Origin of the sequence: Streptococcus sp. 210928-DFI.4.42 (genome assembly GCF_020554365.1) — a bacterium.
Taxonomy (GTDB): Bacteria; Bacillota; Bacilli; order Lactobacillales; family Streptococcaceae; genus Streptococcus; species Streptococcus parasanguinis_S.
Map to the genome: position 1 here is coordinate 1 of NZ_JAJCHF010000006.1, position 19841 is coordinate 19841.

Below are 19841 nucleotides of genomic sequence, written 5' to 3' on the forward strand. Positions count from 1 at the left end.
GTGGGACGACGAAATCGAATTCTAACGAATTACCGATTTCTGTCCCACTCTCTTTATTTTAAAGATGATACAAATCTTCTACAATGGCAGCTACTTTTTTAATATCTCCCAACATCCCCCGCATTTCAAAATCGGCTAACATAGGGAAACCAAAGCGTTGGCTATATTGCTTAGCGGTTAAACAATATTGATTGTTAAAATTCCGATTGCCTGACCCAACCACTCCTAAACACTTGCTGGCATTGTCTCCGTAAGCAATAAAATCCGCAACATCTGTCGTCAAAATTTCCACATCGCCATTGTCGACACCATTTCCACCCTCCAAATAGGTAGGCAAAAAAGTGATAAAAGGATTGGTCATTTCAAAGAAGGGCTGGCCCTCTTTGACTAGGTCTTTCACATGAACTTTCTCGATTTCAAGTCCGGGATGGGCTTCCAGCAAATAGTCACTTAAACGGCGGACAAAACTCTCTGTATTTCCACTCAGACTAATATAAACAAAGGATACTTTCATCTTTTTTCTCCAATCAAGAAGCCCTCTTATCCTCTAAGAGAGCTCCATTCAAACTTATCTATTATGCCCTAGCTTGAGCTTTTCTCAAACGCAAGGTTTTATACAAAACAATTCCAAGGAAGAGAAGGGATAAAGCAGTCAAGAGTAACAAAGCAATGGATGAAGATGCCAAATATCGTTGGCGAAGGGACGGGTTTGAAAAACTAGCTAATAGTGGACGCCCTGCAAAATAATTATAGCAAGAGAAGGCTTGACTTAATAAAATCTGCCCCATATAAGTATAATGTGCTGTTAACAGATCCTGCTTCATAAAGAGGAAATAGAAAGTTGCCAGCAAAGCAATCAGAATCAGGGACACAAATAAAAAGGTTAGTGGAGACTGATTGAGTTGGGCTGATTTCTCATAATATGTCACATAGTCAGCCTTGTCTTGAGCCGTTGTTAAACCAAGTTGTTTAGCAAAATCATCTGTCAACTCAAAACTCTTTGAAGCTCCAAAGGTTGAAACAGCTGAAGTCAGGGTTCCAACCGTAGAGAAAAATAACAGGATATAAAGATAGATAGGTTTCTTTTTCATACAAACTCCTTTTCATTTCTTACACCCTATTATATCGCGATACAGATAGAAAGGCAAGCGCCTCAAAACCGTGGAAGCACTTGCCTGATCACTGATACGTTCAAATGAAATTCATTTGGAAAAGTAATGTGTGCAAAAGATGAAAAAGACATCGCAACTGTATAATTGGAATGATTAGAGATATAACGGAGTCCTATAAACTTTCATTCGAACACCACCAGTATACCTCATTCTCTTCTTCTTGTGTCATCCATTTCTATTCTGCTTCATTTCGACACGATTTGGTCTATAAAAGCCATTTCCTCTCCTTATCCAAAAACTATTCTGTTCTATTTCTCAACTATTTGGTCATCACTCCATCAAAAAAGCCAGAAGGATTTGCCTTCTGACTTTCTTTATTTAGATGAATGAACGAAAGAACTAAGAATTAATCTTCTTTTTTCTTGCGTGCAAGACCCAATCCAAGCAATCCAGCCATCGCACCTGCAAGAACAGCTGCAGTTGAGCTTTCTGTACCTGTATTTGGAAGCGCAGGTGTTTGTGGTTGCGCAGGTTGTACAGGCTGTTCCGGAACTTCAGGAGTTGGTTCGATTGGAACCTCTGGAGTTGGTGGAACGATTGGTGTAGGTGGAACAATTGGTGTTGGTGGGTTGTATGGAGTTGGTGGAGTTGGAGGAACTGGTGTTGGTGGGGTTGGAATATCTGTTTCCGTTACCACTTTATTCTTATGCCATTTCACTTCAGCTTCCGGTTTCACCGGATTCGTATTTGGAACGACTTCAGGAGTCGGTGGGGTTGGAGCTTTTGGTGGAGTTGGAGCTTTTGGTTCCTCCACATCGACCGTAATCACAGTGTAGTTAGGTGCTGTTGGCGGAGTTGGTGATTTAGGTTCTTCTGGTTTCGTTGGCTCTGCAGGTAGATTTTCCACTGTAATCGTTGGTGGAGTTGGAGCCTTTGGTTCTGTTGGTTTTGTTGGCTCTTTCGGTTCTTCTCCTGGCTCTTTAGGAAGACCTACATTTGAGTTGATGGCAAACCAGTAAACCGTTGGTTGACCAGCCGCATTGGCACCATTAGCCGTAAAGACTAAGTGTCCATCTGACATCTTCAAGCCTGCTCCACCATAATAGAGGTATGGAGAAGATGGATTATCCCAACCTTCAAGAGTTGTTGAAGATTCACCGTTAAAGACAGAGCCATGTTCAATATATTGGTTATCTTTAAAGGAAGTTACTTCTTTAGTAGCAGCATCATAAGACACACTTGAGTTTGGAATTGGAATAAATTTATTATTTCCAACATTTACAGACTCTTGGTGTTCCACGTTTTCAAATTTCTTCTTAGGCGTGAACGTAATTTGACCTGTAGTTGCATCTACTTTGTATGATCCGATAACATCATCCTTACCTTCAAAGGTAAATTCTTCTGTACCAATAGAATGAACACTTCCTGAACCCGAAGCATTTACAGTTAACGCATCCGTTACTTCTTCCTTCTCAGGTGTCGTACCAGGAACCCATTTACCTGTGTCATCTTTAACATAACCATATTTCTGAGTCACAATTTTGAGAGGGTTGTCTGCTGAAATGGAAACAGTTGCAGTACCAAAGTCTGCTTTTCCTGTTTTAACCTTCACTTCATTGTTTTCAATGCTCATGGATGAACCATCTGCATATGGATCCCAAGTTCCACGAACAGTGTTGCCATTTTTATCTTTGGCTTCTACTGTAAGGGCACGAGGTTTGTCCCCACTATCGACATAGGAAGCACCTGTCCAGTGGTTGAGCGAGTTCAAAGCGACAATGGCATTGCGTTGAGTCAAATCAAATTTATTGCCATCACCATCATAGAATTCAACATCGACAGCAACCTTAACAGGTTTGTCTTGGTCTGTTGAAGCACCCACTGTCATGGTTACCGTTGGATCTGCGTTGACTGCTGCAATCCCTTTGCCATCATTTGATGGAAGACTTAAAATCTCATAACGGTAAATCACACGTTTGATTGGATGCATATCCGTATTTTCACGCATGCTGGACTGATTCAAGTTATCATAAGTAACGACAAATTTATCGCCTTCTTTCACTTGAATGTACTCAGTTTCATTATTGGCCCAAGGACTAGTTGCTACAATATCTGAAGCTTCCAATTTATTAGAATCATATTGATGGACATTGCTTGTATTTAAACGAGCTTGAGCATCACGAGTAAGATAAGTGCTGATGCCGTCAATGGTGTGAGTTGCACCACCTTCACGTTGGAAGGTCAAATCTTGAACAGTTGAAACATTTTTAAGGTCAGCATACGCATTGTCTGTCATATATTTGTCGTATGCTTGTTTCGCGTCCGTATATTGTTTTTTGGCAACTTCGTATTCAGCTAATTTCTTTTGATAAGCAATATAATCATTTTCGTACTGTACTTTTTCTACATTGTATTTTGCAAGATCAGCTTCGTATTGAGCCTTAGCAGCATCTTCTTCTGCCTTCTTCGCTACCAATTGATCATAAGCTGCTTTATCTTTATCGTATTGCGCTTTCTTAGTTTGGTATTCTTGTAAATCTTTATCGTATTGCGCTTTCGCTGTATTGTAAACAGCCATTTCTGCTTCATACTTAGCTTTTGCTTCTGCATTGGCCTTATCTGCTGCTGCTTTTTCTGCTACTTTAGCATCGTAGGCTGCCTTTTTAGCATTGTACTCTTCTAAAGCTTTATCATAAGCTGCTTGTTGGGTTTTGTAGTCTTCTACTTGTTTCTTGTAAGCCGCTTCTGCTTCTGCATTTCTCTTTTCAATCAATGTGATTTCTTGAGATTTTGCTTCATACTCCGCTTTTGCCTTTTTGTAGTTATCAACTACTGTGTTGATTTCAGCTGTTTGAGCTTTATTATCTGCTTCTGCTGCTGCGATAGATGGTTGGACTTTTTCAGCTTCTTCTGTAACGGTCACACCTTCTGTAGCCGCATCAGCTTTTGCTTTTTCAAGTTCTGGTGATTCTACATAAGTCGTCGTAACTGTTTTATTTCCTTCTGTCACAGTTGTAGATGTCAACTTAGAACTTGTTGAAACAGCTGCATCGCTTGTTGCTGTATCCGTAGTAGTCGCTTCAGTTGCAGGCGCTGTTGCTTCATCTGCTTTCACTTCTGCTCCGTAGGTATTAACAGTAGCCAATCCAGCGATGGCCAATGAAACAACACCGACTGATAACTTACGAATTGAAAATTTTTCCTGCTTCGAAACATGTTCACGATAGCTTTTCATTTTCAAAACTCTCCTTTTTTGTTTAAAAAAATCTCACTGTAGAGGCAAAAATATGCTACTTCCAGTTAACTTCATTGTATCACAATCAACCATTTTTATATATTTGTCAATTTAATTTTTTATTTTACTTTAAATATATAACAACTTGAATCCCCAAACTTTCCTTGCCTTCCCCATCTTTAGTTGAAAATATATGCAAACGCCTGTGAAAAAATCCTTTATTTTCAAGGGTTTTTAAGACACTTTCTCTTTTTATAAATTTCACCGAAAGGCTTTTTAAAGGGAAGTATTTTTTTATACCAATAAATTAGATTTGAAGACTGAAATAAAAATTATGTATTTTTTTCCCTTTAGGGGTTGCAAAATTCAAAAAAAAACACTTTTTGCAGAGTGTCCATTCCCTAAACTAGCTCCATTTCTTCTCCCAAATGAGAAGTAATGAAAAAGACCAAGGTCTTATGGACCTTGGTCTAACAACTAATGATTAGTTTAAGTGCCAGATATCTTCATTGTACTGAGCGATCGTACGGTCAGATGAGAAGAATCCTGCTTTAGCAATGTTTACGATAACTTGATCCAACCATGCATCACGGTCTTCGTAATCAGCCAACATGCGTTCTTTGGTTACAATGTAGTCTTCCAAGTCAAGAAGAGTCATGAACCAGTCTTTGTTGATCAATTCCTTGTGAAGACGAGTCAAGCGTTCCTTGTTACCAACTGCAAGAACGGCATCGCTGATAATGAAGTCTACCAATGGTTTGATAGCTTCACGTTCATAGAAGTCCGCTGATTTGTATGCTGATTTGGCATATAGATCGATTACAGTTTCTGAATCTTCACCGAAGATGTAGATGTTGTCACGTCCAACCAATTCAGCGATTTCCACGTTTGCTCCATCCATAGTACCAAGTGTTAACGCACCATTCAACATGAATTTCATGTTACCAGTACCTGAAGCTTCCTTAGAAGCAAGGGAGATTTGCTCAGAAATATCGCTAGCTGGAATCAAGTAGCTTGCAGCAGTCACGTTGTAGTTTTCTACCATAACGACTTGCAAGTGTGGAGCTACTGCTGGATCGTTTGCAATCACTTCAGACAAGCAAAGGATCAAGTGGATAATATCTTGTGCAATGGTGTAGGCAGGAGCTGCTTTACCACCAAAGAGAACAGTGATTGGGCGAGCAGGGATATTTCCAGCTTTGATGTCCAAGTATTTGTGGATCACATACAAAGCGTTCATTTGTTGACGTTTGTATTCGTGGAGACGTTTGATTTGGGTATCAAAGATAGAGTTAGGATTGATTTCCACACCTTGATGGTCTTTCAAGAAACGAGCCAATTTCCGTTTGTTGTGAGACTTGATGTTTTCCAATTTTGCTTTGACTGCATCTTTATCTTCATAAGAAAGAAGGTCTTCCAATTTAGATGCGTCATGGTGCCAGTCACGTCCGAGGATATCATCCAAGTAGTGTGACAAGGTTGGGTTGGCATGCATGAGCCAACGACGGAATGTGATCCCGTTTGTTTTGTTGTTGAATTTTTCAGGGTAAATGTCGTAGAAGGCTTTCAACTCAGAATTCTTCAAGATTTCTGTGTGAAGTGCCGCTACCCCGTTTACGCTAAATCCATAGTGGATATCCATGTGCGCCATGTGTACGCGATCATTCTCATCGATGATTTGAACAGCTGGATCTTTGTATTCAGCGCGAACACGGCGGTCCAATTCTTCAATGATTGGAACCAAGTGAGGAACCACTTCTTGTAAGAATTCAAGTGGCCATTTTTCAAGGGCTTCCGCAAGGATTGTGTGGTTAGTGTAGGCCGTCATGCTACGAACGATAGAGATGGCTTCATCCATTCCAATACCACGTTCTGTCAAAAGACGGATCAATTCAGGGATGACCATTGATGGGTGAGTATCGTTGATTTGGACAACAGCATAGTCAGCAAGGTCATGCAAGTTGCTTCCTTTTTCGATGGCTTCGTCGATGATCAATTGTGCACCATTTGATACCATGAAGTATTGTTGGAAGATACGGAGCAATTCCCCTTGACGGTTACTATCATCTGGGTACAAGAAGAGGGTCAAGTTGCGAGCGATATCTGTCTTGTCAAAGTTAATACCATCTTCAATAATAGATGAATCAACTGAATCCAAGTCGAACAAACGCAAACGGTTCTTGGTATCAATCTTGTAACCAGGGACATCGATATCATAAAGGGTAGAAGTCAATGTGAAGTGTGCAAATGGCACTTGGTAGCTACGGCTTGAACGAACGAGCCAGCTTTGGTCAGTCAACCATGCGTTTGGAATGGTTTCTTGTTGGTTGTTTTTAAGGACTTGTTGGAACAAACCAAAGTGGTAGTTCAAACCAACCCCATCCCCTGTCAAACCAAGGCTTGAGATAGAGTCGATAAAGCAGGCTGCCAAACGTCCCAAACCACCGTTACCAAGTGATGGTTCCAATTCCACTTCTTCGACTTCGATCAAGTCTTTACCAGCATCTGACAATTCTTTTTTGACATCGTCGTAAAGACCCAAGTTGATCAAGTTATTAGACAAGAGTTTACCGATCAAGAACTCAGCTGAGATATAGTAAACTTTTTTCTTACCAGTATTTAATTTCTTTTGAGCGCTTGCTTGCTTGGTGTAATTAAGCAAAGCAAGGTACAATTCTTCATTTGAACATTCAGCAATTGTTTTTTGATGATGATCAATCACATATTTTTGTAATGATTCCATGTTGGGAGTCTCCTTTGTTTCAACAATTTTTTAATAGGGGGAAAGATTATTTTTCTGCTTTCGTAACTTCTTTTTTCAAGTCTTTGTTTTCACGACGATAGATCGTAGTGAAATCAAGCAATTCTTGCTCGACAGCTGGAGTCAATTGATCCGCTGTCATTCGCCATGACCAGTTACCACCGAGAGTAGATGGGAAGTTCATCCGAGCTGAGCCATCTAACTCAAGCAAGTCTTGCATCGTAGCAATCGCCATGAAGCTGACGGAAGCAAAGACGGTGCGAAGCATAGCATGCGGTACAGATTCGTACTCTTTCCGGTTGGTATAACGAGCAAGATACTCACGAGTTGGATCGTCGATTTCATTTCGGTACCATCCAAGAACTGTGTTGTTATCATGTGTTCCAGTGTACATCACAGAGTTGTTTGGTGCCAAGTGAGGGCTATCGATACTTTCATCGTCAGGATTGAAGGCGAATTGAAGAATCTTCATTCCTGGGAAGCCAGTGCGTTCACGAAGTTCGATGACTCCGTCTGTCATGAAGCCAAGGTCCTCAGCGATGATGTTCAAATCACCGAGCTCTTTCTTCACGGCTGCAAAGAGTTTGTAGCCAGGACCTTTGACCCATTTACCTGGTGCTGCAGTTTCAGAACCAGCAGGGATTTCCCAGTATGATTCGAAACCACGGAAGTGGTCGATCCGAACGATGTCATAGATCTTGAAGCTTTCACGCAAGCGTTCAATCCACCATTGGTAGCCATCTTTGTCCATTGCTTCCCAGTCATAGATTGGGTTCCCCCAAAGTTGACCAGTTGCTGAGAACTCATCTGGCGGGCATCCTGCAATGCAAGTTGCTTTTCCGTTTTCATCTGTTTTGAAGAGATGAGGATTAGCCCACATGTCGCTTGAATCTTCTGCTACATAGATTGGCATATCTCCCACAATTTCAATGTGGTGGTCGTTAGCATAAGCTTTCAAGGCCAACCATTGTTGGAAGAAGAAGAATTGAGTCACACGATGGTAAGTCAATTTATCAGCCAATTCTTCACGGTAGTTAGCCAAAGCTTTTGGCTCACGCGCACGAATAGCTGCATCTGGCCATTCTGTCCAAGCTTTCAAATCAAAGTGTTCTTTAATAGCCATGTATTCTGCGAAGAGCTCCAACCAAGAAGCATTGGCTTCACAAAATTCTTGGAATTCTTTTTGATCACTTGATTTTAAGAAATTCGCAACTGCTTTTTCAAGCAAGGGACGACGTTGCTCGAAAACCTTTGCATAATCCACTTGAGTAGGATCTTGACCAAAGTCCACTCCTTTAAGGTCTGCTTCTGTCAACAAACCTTGTTCGATCAAAAGATCGAAATCAATAAAATGAGTGTTCCCAGCAAAAGCTGAGAAAGATTGGTATGGAGAATCTCCATAACTGGTTGAACCAAGCGGCAAGATTTGCCAGTAACGTTGCTTGGTCCGAACGAGGAAATCAACAAAATCATATGCTGATTGTCCGAATGATCCGATTCCGTATTGTCCAGGAAGGGAAGAAATGTGCATCAAAACACCACTTTGACGTTTTTTCATGGGTTACCACCTTTTTTTATTTCTTTGAAGCCTGCGATTCGGTGCACGGTATGGGTATCGTTGCAGAGTCGTATCCAGCTCTCAAGCGGCTCTACTCTTTGTTAAAATCGAACAGGCGCAACTCAGTTTACGCAATTTTTGCGAAAACGTTTGCGTACCATGTCATTATAAACTTTTTCCATATTTTCTGCAAGGGGTTTCTTAAAAAACTTTATATCTTTTTTAAAAAAGCCCCTTATCACTAGTTTAGTATTTATTATTAGCAATGTCAATGAATTAGCGGTTTTTATAGAAGAAAGTTTAGAATTAAAATATTTTTTAAAAATTTTCTCAAAATCACTTGCAAACGTTTTCGCCTTGTGATATACTTAAGTCGTTTTAGGAAAACGTTTGTCTAAAACGGTTTCTAATTATTATCTTTTTTTATTCTTTAGGAGGAATAAATCATGAAACGTACAATTTTACGTAGTGCTGCTGTACTTGGTACAGTTGGTTTTGCCGGCTTCTTACTTGCTGCTTGTAGCAATAGCTCTTCAGGTTCTTCTGAGGCAAGTAAAGAAATCAACGTCTATGTAGACAAAGGCTACAAATCTTATGTTGAAGAAGCTGCAAAAGCTTTTGAAAAAGAAAATGGCGTAAAAGTTAAAATCAAAACTGGTGATGCCCTTGGTGGATTGGATAACCTTTCTCTCGATAACCAATCTAAAAAAGCTCCAGACGTTATGATGGCACCATACGACCGTGTAGGTGGTCTTGGTAACGATGGTCAATTGGCTGAAGTGACATTGAACAAAGATAGCCACACAGACAAAACAACTGAAGCTCTTGTCACAAACGGTGGTAAGGTTTACGGTGCACCTGCTGTCATCGAAACGTTGGTTCTCTACTATAATAAAGATCTTGTAAGCGAAGCTCCAAAAACATTTGGTGACCTTGACAATCTTGCAAAAGATAGCAAATACGACTTTGCTAGCGAACCTGGTAAAACAACTGCCTTCTTAGCTGACTGGACAAACTTCTACTATGCTTACGGTTTGCTTTCAGGTAATGGTGGTTATGTATTTGGTAAAGATGGTACAGATCCTAAAGATATTGGATTGAACAACCAAGGTTCTATCGACGGTATCGAATATGCGAAAACTTGGTATGCTAAATGGCCAAAAGGTTTGCAAGATACTAAAGGTGCTGCTAACTTCATCCAAACACAATTCCAAGAAGGTAAAACAGCTGCTATCATCGATGGTCCTTGGAAAGCTGCTTCATTGAAAGAAGCTAAAGTAAACTATGGTGTCGCAACTATTCCAACTCTTCCAAACGGAAAACAATATTCTGCCTTTGGTGGTGGTAAAGCTTGGGTTATCCCTACAGGTGCGAAAAACCTTGATGGCGCTCAAAAATTCATTGACTTCTTGACAAGCACTGACCAACAAAAAGCTTTGTTTGACAAGACAAATGAAGTTCCTGCCAACACCGAAGCTCGTAAATATGCGGTTGGTAAAAACGATGAATTGACAACTGCCGTTGTTGAACAGTTCAAGAACGCTCAACCAATGCCAAACATCTCTGAAATGAGTGCTGTTTGGGATCCAGCTGCTACTATGCTTTTCGATGCTGTAAGTGGTAAAAAATCTGCAAAAGCTGCTGCTGACGATGCAGTGAAATTGATTAAAGAAACCATCGAACAAAAATTCGGTAGCAAATAAGACAGTTTTTTAGGTTTGAGTAAGAGGTTGGCGACAAGGTCCCAACCTCTTATGTTCCATTATCAACCTTCCACTAGATCACTGTCAAACTTGTCTTCTTGCTCTCTGGCAAGGACATTATAAGGAGATTTGAATGACTACAGAACAAAACCCAAAAAAGGCTATGTGGCTCTCTTTGATCCCGGGTCTTGGGCAAATTTATAACAAACAAAAAGCTAAAGGCTATATTTTTCTTGCAGTGACTGCTCTCTTTCTCGCCTATTTCCTAGGAATCGGAGTTGGAGAATTATCGAAATTGGTTACACTTGGAACCGTCCGTGGACAAGATAATTCTCTCTTTATCTTGATTCGTGGCGCCTTCCACTTGATCATTACCATTGTTTACTTCCTATTTTATGCCTTAAATATTAAGGATGCTGGAACCGTTGCAAAACGTATCAACAATGGCATCGCTGTTCCAAAAACTGGAAAAGAAATGGTTCAAGCCATCTATGAAAATGGCTTCCCATATTTATTGATCATTCCTTCATACATTGCTATGACATTTGCGATTATCTTCCCAGTTTTAGTAACTTTGATGATCGCCTTTACCAACTACGACTTCAAACATACCGCTCCAACAACCTTGCTTGATTGGATCGGGTTCCAAAACTTCACTAATATGTGGACCTTGAGTACCTTCCGCTCAGCCTTTACATCTGTTCTTGGCTGGACCTTGATTTGGGCGCTCGCAGCTTCTACTCTTCAAATCGTACTCGGTATCTTGACCGCTATTGTTGCAAACCAACCATTCGTAAAAGGAAAACGAATCTTTGGGGTTATCTTCTTGCTCCCATGGGCTGTTCCAGCCTTCATCACTATCTTAACTTTCTCAAATATGTTTAACGATAGTGTCGGTGCCATCAATGCACAAGTTATCCCATTGTTTGCGAAGATCTTCCCATTCTTAGATGGCGTTTTGATTCCTTGGAAAACAGATCCTACCTGGACAAAAATTGCTTTGATTATGATGCAAGGTTGGCTCGGCTTCCCTTACATCTACGTCTTGACTTTAGGGATTCTTCAATCTATTCCAAACGATCTTTACGAAGCTGCTTATATTGATGGTGCCAACGGTTGGCAAAAATTCCGCAGCATCACTTTCCCAATGATTATGGCTGTTGCAGCTCCAACTTTGATCAGTCAATATACCTTCAACTTTAATAACTTCTCCATCATTTACTTGTTTAACGATGGGGGACCTGGTTCTGTCGGAGGAAACGCCGGATCTACAGATATCTTGATCTCATGGATCTACAAGTTGACAACCAATTCTTCTCCTCAATATTCAATGGCTGCAGCGGTAACCTTGATTATCTCTGTGATTGTGATCTCAATCTCTATGGTTGCCTTCAAGAAACTACATGCATTTGATATGGAGGATGTATAAAATGAAAAATTCAGTTCAATTTAAACGCCGCCTCAATCATTTCTTGACTTACCTGTACATGGTGGTTCTTTCAATCGTTATCATTTATCCATTGTTGATTACGGTTCTATCAGCCTTCAAATCAGGGAATGTCAGTGCCTTTACACTTGATTTTAGTGGCAATCTTAGTTTTGATAACTTCTCAAAACTTTTCTCTGAAACCCATTATGGCACTTGGTATATGAACACCTTGGTTATCGCCATTATCACCATGATTGTACAAACAAGTATCGTTACCTTCGCAGGTTACGCATACAGCCGTTACAATTTCTTGGCGCGTAAACAAAGTTTGGTCTTCTTCTTGATTATTCAAATGGTCCCAACCATGGCAGCCCTCACAGCCTTCTTCGTTATGGCTTTGATGCTGAATGCCTTGAACCAACCTTGGTTCTTGATCTTCCTTTATGTTGGTGGTGGTATTCCAATGAATGCCTGGTTGATGAAGGGATACTTTGATACTGTTCCAATTTCCCTCGATGAATCTGCGAAATTGGATGGAGCTGGACACTTCCGTCGCTTCTGGCAAATCGTCCTTCCTCTTGTTCGTCCAATGATTGCCGTTCAAGCACTTTGGGCTTTCATGGGGCCTTTCGGAGACTATATCTTGTCTAAATTCTTGCTTCGTGACGAAGTGAACTATACGGTAGCCGTTGGTCTTCAAACCTTTATCAGTGACCAAAAAAATCAAAAAATCGCCTTCTTTGCAGCCGGTGCTATTTTGATCGCGGTTCCAATCTGTATCTTATTCTTCTTCCTACAAAAGAACTTTGTTTCAGGCTTGACAGCTGGTGGAGATAAAGGATAAAATAGAATCTTATTTCAAGCACATTTTATTTTTAAGTTGAGGGTAGTATGGTGGATGCTTTACTACCCTTCGTTAAGAATAAAATCAATGCAAAGAGATTTCTCTTTGCATTTCTGATACTCTTATATTTAGAAAGGTCATCTTATGCCCTATCCTTTTAATTATTTCGCAAGTATCTTCAATTTCCGCTCTTCTTTTGCAAACCGCAAAAAACTGAGCTGGTTCCAAATGATTTTTACTTCTTTCTTTCTAATCTCTATCACACTATTACCTGTGGCTCTGCAAAATGCTCAACTCAAAACCTATCCTTTGACAACCTTTGTCAGCGATGTGTTTGATCCTTTATCAACAGACGTTATGAAAGATATCCAAGAACACGTCGTGATCAAAGACCAAGAGCTCACCTATACAGGGACTAACCCTGTACACAAGACTTCAAAAGGACAGGTTATCTTAGGCCAAGAGGCAAAGGCTAGTGAAGGCAAGGAGTTAACACTCCATTTTGATCGCAAACAATTGATTATCTCAAAAGAAAATAAAGAACTCGCTACCGTCTCATACCAGGCTATCAATCAGGAGAGCCTCCGGGATAAAAAAAGCTTCACTCAAGCTATCTCTAGCGATTGGTTCCGTGAAAATCGACTCCCTGTCAGTCTCTTTCTCGTGATTTTCTCTGGCTTCTTATCGACAGTCAATTATTTGATTCTCATCCTAGGGGCATCTTTCTTCCTCTACTTGACACGAAAATCTCGACTCTTTTCACTACAAACTTTCAAGGAATGTTTCAATTGTATTCTGAATTGCTTGGGACTCCCTATTTTACTAAGTGTCCTCATCAGTTTACTATTCCATCAAGTATTTACTACGACGATCATGATCCAAAATGTCTTATTTGTACTCTATCTTGCTATGGTATTTTATAAGACCCACTTCCGTGATCCAGACTATCACCGCTAGGAGGTTTTCTCATGCGTGTTACCATCAAAGATGTGGCGAAACTCGCTGGCGTCGCGCCTTCAACTGTCACGCGCGTCATCCAAAACAAATCCACGATTAGTGATGAAACAAAAAAACGTGTCCGTGAGGCCATGGTCGAATTGGACTACCATCCCAATCTTAATGCTCGCAGCCTTGTCAGCCAATCTAGTCAAGTCATTGCTTTGGTCCTACCAATCGACAGTGACGTCTTCTACCAGAATCCTTTCTTCCCAACTGTTTTAAGAGGGATTACCCAGATCGCGTCAGACAATGATTATGCCATCCAAATCTGTACGGGGCAAAATGAAGAACGGCGGCTCGATAATCTCAAACAACTCATCTACGGAAATCGTGTAGATGGTTTGATTTTCCTTTATTCCAACCCGAATGATCCCCTCGTTGAATTTGCACTGAAGGACAAGTTTCCCTTCCTCATCCTTGGAAAGGCGGTCTCTCCTTTTGTTTCGCTAGTCGATAATGACAATATCAAGGCCGCATTTGATGCAACAGATTATTTTATTCAACAAAACTACCGAAAAATTGCTTTTATCGGGGGAAACAAAGAGCTGTTTGTGTCTCAAGACCGCTACCAAGGTTATAAAGAAGCCCTCCAAAAAGCAGGGATTCCTCTCGATGAAAAACTCGTTCATTTTTCATTTGGGTTTATGTTAGAAGATAATTCTTATCAAATGATGGAGAGTCTACCATTAACAGAACTAGATGCGATTATGACGACCGATATTCTCGTTGCTGAAGGGGTGCGCCAATACCTATTAGAACACCAGCTGACAATCCCGATTATTTCCTTTGATTCGATCAAGCCACGACTCGATATTGAAGCCTATATTGACATTAATGCGGTTGAACTCGGACGCGAATCTGTTCGAACGATTCTACAAATTATCAAGGATCACAAAGAAGGAAAAACCGTTTGCTACCGTCAATTGATTGACCATACCATTACGAAACTTTAGGAGTCTTTATGTCTACATTTACTGCTTATTTAGATGACCAAGACCTGATTCTTATCCAAAAAGGAGAGGAGCATATCCTTCCTTTTTATTTGGAAACGAACCAAGGTCATCTTGCCTTAATCCCTGTCAAAACGTCAAGTGCAGCGACTGACACAGGAGACTATTTCTTAAGCCCTATTCCGCTTGAACTCGGAGAAGAGTACACCATCTACGATGCTGCTGGAAATTCTTCTATTCTCCACTATCGTCAAATTGTTCGCAAACCCATTTTTGATCAAACCTTCACCTATACTGGAGAGGATCTAGGAAGTTTCTACACACTACGTCAGACGCAATTTAAATTCTGGGCACCCATTTCGCAAGATGTGACCCTCCATATCGAAGATCAGGTCTATCCAATGCATCGTACAGAAAATGGGGTCTGGGAACTCGTACTCAAAGGGGATTGGGAAGGAGCTGCCTACCACTATGAGTTCCGTGTCAATGGCCTAGAACGTCGGATCCACGATCCCTATGCTCTATCCTCTTTAGCAAACTCTGGAGATAGCCTCGTCGTCGACCGCAAGAAGATCACACGTCCTATCACACGTGCTGCTCGTCAACTCGACCCGACAGAAGCGCTCATCTATGAGATGAGCGTTCGGGACTTCTCTGTCCAAAAAGAGGCCGGCTTTAAACACCCTGGTAAGTTTAAAGGGTTGACAGAATCGCCTCAACTCAATGGTCAAATCCTTGGATTTGATTACCTTCAAAAACTGGGCATTACCCATGTACAGTTACTTCCAGTTTACGATTTCGGTAGTGTCGATGAAGAGGATCAATGGAAGGCCTACAACTGGGGCTATGATCCTGTTCAATACAATGTTCCAGAAGGCAGCTATGCGAGTGACCCTAACGATCCTTATGCACGAATCCTAGAGCTCCAAGACACTATTGACACCTATCATCAGGCCAATCTGAGTGTCATCATGGATGTAGTCTACAATCACGTCTACCAAGCCGATGAGTATGCATTTGAACAAATCGTACCAGGTTATTTCTACCGCTATAATGCAGAGGGAGAGCGGACCAATGGAACCTTCTGTGGGAATGATGTCGCAAGTGAACGTTCCATGATAAGACACTATATCAAGCAATCCCTCAAGCAATGGGTTTCCCTCTACGGTTTTGATGGTTTTCGCTTTGACTTGATGGGAATCTTAGACATTCAAACCATGACAGAGATTGCAGAGGAGCTCCGTGAAATCTATCCTAACGTCTATCTCTATGGGGAAGGGTGGAAGATGGATACAGGCCTCTCTGAAGACCAGCTCGCTCACCAGTACAACTCAAAACGATTACCAGATTTTGGCTTTTTCAGTGATAATTTCCGGGATACGGTCAAGAGAACACTCTTAGCCGGTCACCGTTGTGATAGTCAACATCCAGCCAATGATTTTTCTAATATCCTAACAGCAAATGTCGGGAAAGTAGGACCTGCTCATTTCATCCAACCTCAACAAGCCATTCAGTACGTCGAATGCCACGACAATGCAACTGTTTTTGATTATTTCCAACTTGAAAAAGAAGAGATTCGTCTAGAGGAGAGAAAAACTCTCTCACGCCTCGCTCTTCATTTGGTATTATTATCCCAAGGTGTACCTTTTATCCATGCGGGTCAAGAACGTTACCGCACAAAAGGGCTCGAAGACAACACCTATAACTTGCCAGATAGTCTCAACCAATTGGACTGGACATCCCTTTCAAAATGCCAAGAAGAACTTGCTTTTCTTAAAGAATTGATTGCTTACCGGAAATCGCAACCTCTCCTTCGTTTGAAAAAAGGACAAGAGATTCGAGATTACTGTGATGTCAAATGGTTGTCTGATCATCATTTGATCTACACGATTGAAAAAAATCGTGAAAAAATAACGATTCTCGTTAATATCGGTGATCAGGACACGACCTATCAACATCCTAGCGATAGTCAACTGCTGTTTGCCTATCCTTATGCCAATCTCCAAACGCCTATTCCTAAAGGAAAGGAACTTTCTATTCCTGCCCATAGTTGGCTCCTTCTCCGAGAAGCTGAATAAACAAAATAAGGTCACCACGATGTGGGACCTTATTTTATTCTTCTGTTTCCACAAAGCGTCCAATGATATGAACGTTTTCTGAAATGGTGATAAAAGCCTGAGGATCAGCTTTTTTCATAATATATTTGAATTCATTAAACTCTGCACGCGTAATAACTGTCAGTAGAACTGCTTTTTCCTGATGGTTATAGGTTCCTTCTGCATTGTGGATAATGGTTGCTCCACGATGCAATTTTTTATGAATCTTTTCAATAATGGCATCCGGCTGGCTCGTTACGATCATTGCCTGCATCCGTTTTTGCTTGGTAAAGACAGCATCCGTTACTCGACTCGATACGAAGATGGTAATCATAGAGTAAAGAGCATACTTCCAACCAAAGGTCAGACCAGCAATCAACATGATGGTCCCATTGACCAAAAAGGAGATACTGCCGACATTCTTTCCTGTCCGTTTTCGAATCGTCAAACTAACAATATCCGTTCCTCCACTGGAAATGTTGTTCCGAAGAGCAAAACCAATCCCTGTTCCCATGACAACCCCACCAAATAGGGCATTCATGATCGGATCGTTGGTCAACGTAATCACTGGCACGAACTGAATAAAGAGGGAACTCATCGAAACCGTAATAAAGGTAAAGATGGTAAATTTATGGCCAATTTGATACCAAGCCACAATCATCAAAGGGATATTGATGGCATAAAAGGTCAAGGAAACGGGAATCGTAAAGCCAATAAAGCGTTGGCTCAGAACAGATAAAATCTGAGCTAGCCCTGTTGCACCGCTGGAGTATACATGTCCTGGTTGAAAGAAGAAGTTGACGGCAATCGCTGATAGAAAACCATACAGCAAGGAAGCTGACACTTTTTCATCGTATTTCTCACGGGAGATGCTCTTCAGCACGCGCAATAATTTAATGTTATAAGCTAGTCGCCGCACATGATAGCGAAATAGCTTATGAAAGCGAGTTTTTTTCATTTTCAATCCATCGATTAGAAGAAAAGGAAGATCTTAGAGCAACTGATTCCTAGACTTTCCCTTTTCTCTCTTGTCCTATTCTTGCTCTGCTAGTTCTACTTGAAGATTTAACTCATCCAATTGCTTTTCAGAAACGACAGAAGGAGCTTGTGTCATTGGATCTGTCGCCTTGTTATTCTTCGGAAAGGCAATGACTTCCCGAATATTATCTTCACCTGCAAGAAGCATCACGAAGCGGTCCAAACCAATCGCCAATCCTCCATGTGGTGGGAAACCGTAATCCATTGCTTCCAACAAGAAACCAAATTGTTCATTAGCAGCTTCTTTTGTAAAGCCAAGTGCTTTAAACATCCGTTCTTGTAAATCTTTATGATTAATCCGTAGGCTTCCTCCACCTAATTCATAGCCATTTAAGACGATATCATAGGCAATTGCTCGAACTTTTGAAAGATCACCTTCCAATTCATGCTCTGTTTCAGCTTGTGGGAGTGTAAATGGATGGTGAGCAGACATATAACGGCCTTCTTCTTCAGACCATTCAAACATTGGCCAATCCACTACCCAAAGGAAGTTGTATTGATTGTTGTCAATCAAGTCAAGCTCTTTCGCAAGACGAACACGCAAAGCACCAAGCGTTGCATTGGCTACTTCAAGAGTATCTGCTACAAAGAGAACTAGATCTTTGTCTTCTAACTGTAAAGCAACTGTCAAGTCACTTGTCAAGTCTGTCAAGAACTTCGCAACAGGACCGTTCAAAGTACCCTCAGCATATTTCACCCAAGCAAGACCTTTTGCACCGTATTGCTTCGCAACTTCTGTCAATTTATCGATGTCTTTACGAGAGTAATGATCCGCTGCACCTTTGACAACAATCGCCTTAACTGCTGGAGCTTCTGAGAAGACTTTGAAGTCTACACCCTTGACAAGCTCTGTCAAGTCTTGGAGCAACATTTCAAAACGTGTATCTGGTTTATCTGAACCATACAAGGCCATAGCGTCATCATAATTCATCCGTGGGAATGGGAGTGTTACTTCAATTCCCTTGGTTTCTTTCATGACACGTGCAATCAAGCCTTCTGTGATATCCTGGATTTCTTGATCACTCAAGAAAGAAGTTTCCAAGTCGACTTGTGTAAACTCAGGTTGACGGTCTCCCCGTAAATCCTCATCACGGAAACACTTCACGATTTGATAATAGCGATCAAATCCAGCATTCATCAACAATTGTTTTGTAATTTGAGGACTTTGAGGAAGGGCATAGAAATGACCCTTATTGACACGGGAAGGAACCAGGTAGTCACGTGCTCCTTCTGGAGTTGACTTAGAAAGAAACGGTGTTTCCACATCAATAAATTCTAATTCATCTAAGTAATTGCGGATTGAATGGGTTACTTTTGCACGGAGTTTGAGGTTTTCCAACATCTCAGGACGACGAAGGTCTAAGTAGCGGTAACGAAGACGGGTATCATCATTGGCTTCAATTCCGTCCTTGATTTCAAATGGTGTAGTTTTTGCAGTATTGAGAACCGTAATAGCTTCCACTTTGAGTTCTACTGCTCCTGTAGGCAAGTTTGGATTAGCTTGTTCACGAGCTTCTACAAGACCTGTCACTTCTACAACATATTCACTACGGATGCTTTCAGCTGTAGCCATTACTTCTGCACTAACTGTTTCTGGATTGATCACCAATTGCATGATTCCTTCGCGGTCGCGTAGATCGATAAAGATCAAACCACCCAAGTCACGACGACGGCTAACCCATCCTTTCAAGGTAATACGAGTTCCAATGTGTTCTTCACGAACACGTCCAGCATACATTGAACGTTTCATTTCTAATTAATCTCCAAACTAATATTCTTCCTTCTATTTTACCATAAAGACCAGCAGAAAGTGGCCTTTAGCTCAACTTTTTCAGTCACCAACTTCTTTAGTTATCGTGGCTCTCTTCTTTCTTTTTGGGATCATCGTAGAGAGTGGGTGCTAGCACCTTCATTAAAGTCGCCGTCCCAAATCGTAAGACAGCTGCTGCTAGTCCAAAAATAGGGGATAGGTAGCGGAAAAAGAAATCTCCCCTAAGTACATAGGTCATGCCACCCACAATAAAAAAGATCACAATTCCCTGAACGATTGCGTAAAACCAAATTTTTTTCACACTATTCTCCTTTTCACAAACCAGCTGACTTATCCACTGTTTTT

14 protein-coding genes are annotated in these 19841 nt (G+C 41.0%); 6 read left to right on the top strand and 8 right to left on the bottom strand.

Annotation, left to right across the window (positions count from 1 at the left end; translation table 11 throughout):
• Positions 1–58: 58 nt before the first annotated feature.
• From nrdI to malQ, 5 genes are all read right to left on the bottom strand, one after another.
• On the bottom strand, positions 59–514 hold the full coding sequence (gene nrdI, locus LIZ08_RS03395; protein WP_045760033.1) for a class Ib ribonucleoside-diphosphate reductase assembly flavoprotein NrdI: 456 nt from the start codon (positions 512–514) through the stop codon (positions 59–61).
• A 61-nt stretch (positions 515–575) separates the two neighbouring features.
• Entirely contained in the window at positions 576–1091 is a 516-nt protein-coding gene (locus LIZ08_RS03400) for a hypothetical protein (RefSeq protein WP_021154108.1), read from the bottom strand.
• A gap of 427 nt (positions 1092–1518) precedes the next feature.
• On the bottom strand, positions 1519–4347 hold the full coding sequence (locus tag LIZ08_RS03405) for a GbpC/Spa domain-containing protein (protein WP_227038273.1): 2829 nt from the start codon (positions 4345–4347) through the stop codon (positions 1519–1521).
• A gap of 484 nt (positions 4348–4831) precedes the next feature.
• Entirely contained in the window at positions 4832–7090 is a 2259-nt protein-coding gene (gene glgP, locus LIZ08_RS03410) for a glycogen/starch/alpha-glucan family phosphorylase (RefSeq protein ID WP_227038274.1), read from the bottom strand.
• Between the two features lie 46 nt (positions 7091–7136).
• Positions 7137–8666: a 4-alpha-glucanotransferase gene (gene malQ / locus LIZ08_RS03415; RefSeq protein ID WP_227038275.1), complete on the bottom strand. Its 1530-nt coding sequence runs from the start codon at positions 8664–8666 to the stop codon at positions 7137–7139.
• A 446-nt stretch (positions 8667–9112) separates the two neighbouring features.
• On the opposite strand from malQ, the gene LIZ08_RS03420 reads away from it, so the two are divergent.
• From LIZ08_RS03420 to pulA, 6 genes are all read left to right on the top strand, one after another.
• The gene (locus tag LIZ08_RS03420) at positions 9113–10369 is read left to right on the top strand and encodes an extracellular solute-binding protein (protein ID WP_227038276.1); all 1257 of its coding nucleotides are present in this window, start codon (positions 9113–9115) and stop codon (positions 10367–10369) included.
• A 133-nt stretch (positions 10370–10502) separates the two neighbouring features.
• Positions 10503–11798, top strand: a complete 1296-nt coding sequence (locus LIZ08_RS03425) for a carbohydrate ABC transporter permease (protein WP_227038277.1) — start codon at positions 10503–10505, stop codon at positions 11796–11798.
• Position 11799: 1 nt separating this feature from the next.
• Positions 11800–12642 carry a sugar ABC transporter permease gene (locus tag LIZ08_RS03430; protein WP_021154117.1) on the top strand — a complete coding sequence of 281 codons (843 nt, stop codon included), beginning with the start codon at positions 11800–11802 and terminating at the stop codon, positions 12640–12642.
• Positions 12643–12786: 144 nt separating this feature from the next.
• Positions 12787–13599 (top strand): DUF1189 family protein, encoded by an 813-nt coding sequence (locus LIZ08_RS03435; RefSeq protein WP_227038278.1) that lies wholly within the window; start codon positions 12787–12789, stop codon positions 13597–13599.
• 11 nt (positions 13600–13610) lie between these two features.
• Positions 13611–14594, top strand: coding sequence for a LacI family DNA-binding transcriptional regulator (locus LIZ08_RS03440; RefSeq protein ID WP_070664978.1), 984 nt, complete (start codon positions 13611–13613; stop codon positions 14592–14594).
• 8 nt (positions 14595–14602) lie between these two features.
• Complete coding sequence (pulA, locus tag LIZ08_RS03445; protein ID WP_227038279.1) at positions 14603–16669, top strand: type I pullulanase; 2067 nt, start codon at positions 14603–14605, stop codon at positions 16667–16669.
• A 34-nt stretch (positions 16670–16703) separates the two neighbouring features.
• Here pulA and LIZ08_RS03450 read toward each other — a convergent pair whose 3' ends face one another.
• The 3 genes from LIZ08_RS03450 to LIZ08_RS03460 all read right to left on the bottom strand — a co-directional run bounded on the left by LIZ08_RS03450 (position 16704) and on the right by LIZ08_RS03460 (position 19797).
• Positions 16704–17645 (bottom strand): YitT family protein, encoded by a 942-nt coding sequence (locus tag LIZ08_RS03450; protein WP_021154122.1) that lies wholly within the window; start codon positions 17643–17645, stop codon positions 16704–16706.
• A 75-nt stretch (positions 17646–17720) separates the two neighbouring features.
• Positions 17721–19475: an aspartate--tRNA ligase gene (gene aspS, locus LIZ08_RS03455; protein WP_227038280.1), complete on the bottom strand. Its 1755-nt coding sequence runs from the start codon at positions 19473–19475 to the stop codon at positions 17721–17723.
• 97 nt (positions 19476–19572) lie between these two features.
• Entirely contained in the window at positions 19573–19797 is a 225-nt protein-coding gene (locus LIZ08_RS03460; protein WP_021154124.1) for a hypothetical protein, read from the bottom strand.
• Positions 19798–19841: the final 44 nt, after the last annotated feature.

What these genes read in the sequence shown, in the direction of transcription:
- LIZ08_RS03425 (WP_227038277.1), top strand. Translation starts at nt 10,503, where the DNA reads ATGACTACAGAACAAAACCCAAAAAAGGCTATGTGGCTCTCTTTGATC.
- nrdI (WP_045760033.1), bottom strand. Translation starts at nt 514, where the DNA reads ATGAAAGTATCCTTTGTTTATATTAGTCTGAGTGGAAATACAGAGAGT.
- glgP (WP_227038274.1), bottom strand. Translation starts at nt 7,090, where the DNA reads ATGGAATCATTACAAAAATATGTGATTGATCATCATCAAAAAACAATT.
- LIZ08_RS03405 (WP_227038273.1), bottom strand. Translation starts at nt 4,347, where the DNA reads ATGAAAAGCTATCGTGAACATGTTTCGAAGCAGGAAAAATTTTCAATT.
- malQ (WP_227038275.1), bottom strand. Translation starts at nt 8,666, where the DNA reads ATGAAAAAACGTCAAAGTGGTGTTTTGATGCACATTTCTTCCCTTCCT.
- LIZ08_RS03420 (WP_227038276.1), top strand. Translation starts at nt 9,113, where the DNA reads ATGAAACGTACAATTTTACGTAGTGCTGCTGTACTTGGTACAGTTGGT.
- LIZ08_RS03400 (WP_021154108.1), bottom strand. Translation starts at nt 1,091, where the DNA reads ATGAAAAAGAAACCTATCTATCTTTATATCCTGTTATTTTTCTCTACG.
- LIZ08_RS03430 (WP_021154117.1), top strand. Translation starts at nt 11,800, where the DNA reads ATGAAAAATTCAGTTCAATTTAAACGCCGCCTCAATCATTTCTTGACT.
- LIZ08_RS03440 (WP_070664978.1), top strand. Translation starts at nt 13,611, where the DNA reads ATGCGTGTTACCATCAAAGATGTGGCGAAACTCGCTGGCGTCGCGCCT.
- LIZ08_RS03435 (WP_227038278.1), top strand. Translation starts at nt 12,787, where the DNA reads ATGCCCTATCCTTTTAATTATTTCGCAAGTATCTTCAATTTCCGCTCT.
- aspS (WP_227038280.1), bottom strand. Translation starts at nt 19,475, where the DNA reads ATGAAACGTTCAATGTATGCTGGACGTGTTCGTGAAGAACACATTGGA.
- LIZ08_RS03450 (WP_021154122.1), bottom strand. Translation starts at nt 17,645, where the DNA reads ATGAAAAAAACTCGCTTTCATAAGCTATTTCGCTATCATGTGCGGCGA.
- pulA (WP_227038279.1), top strand. Translation starts at nt 14,603, where the DNA reads ATGTCTACATTTACTGCTTATTTAGATGACCAAGACCTGATTCTTATC.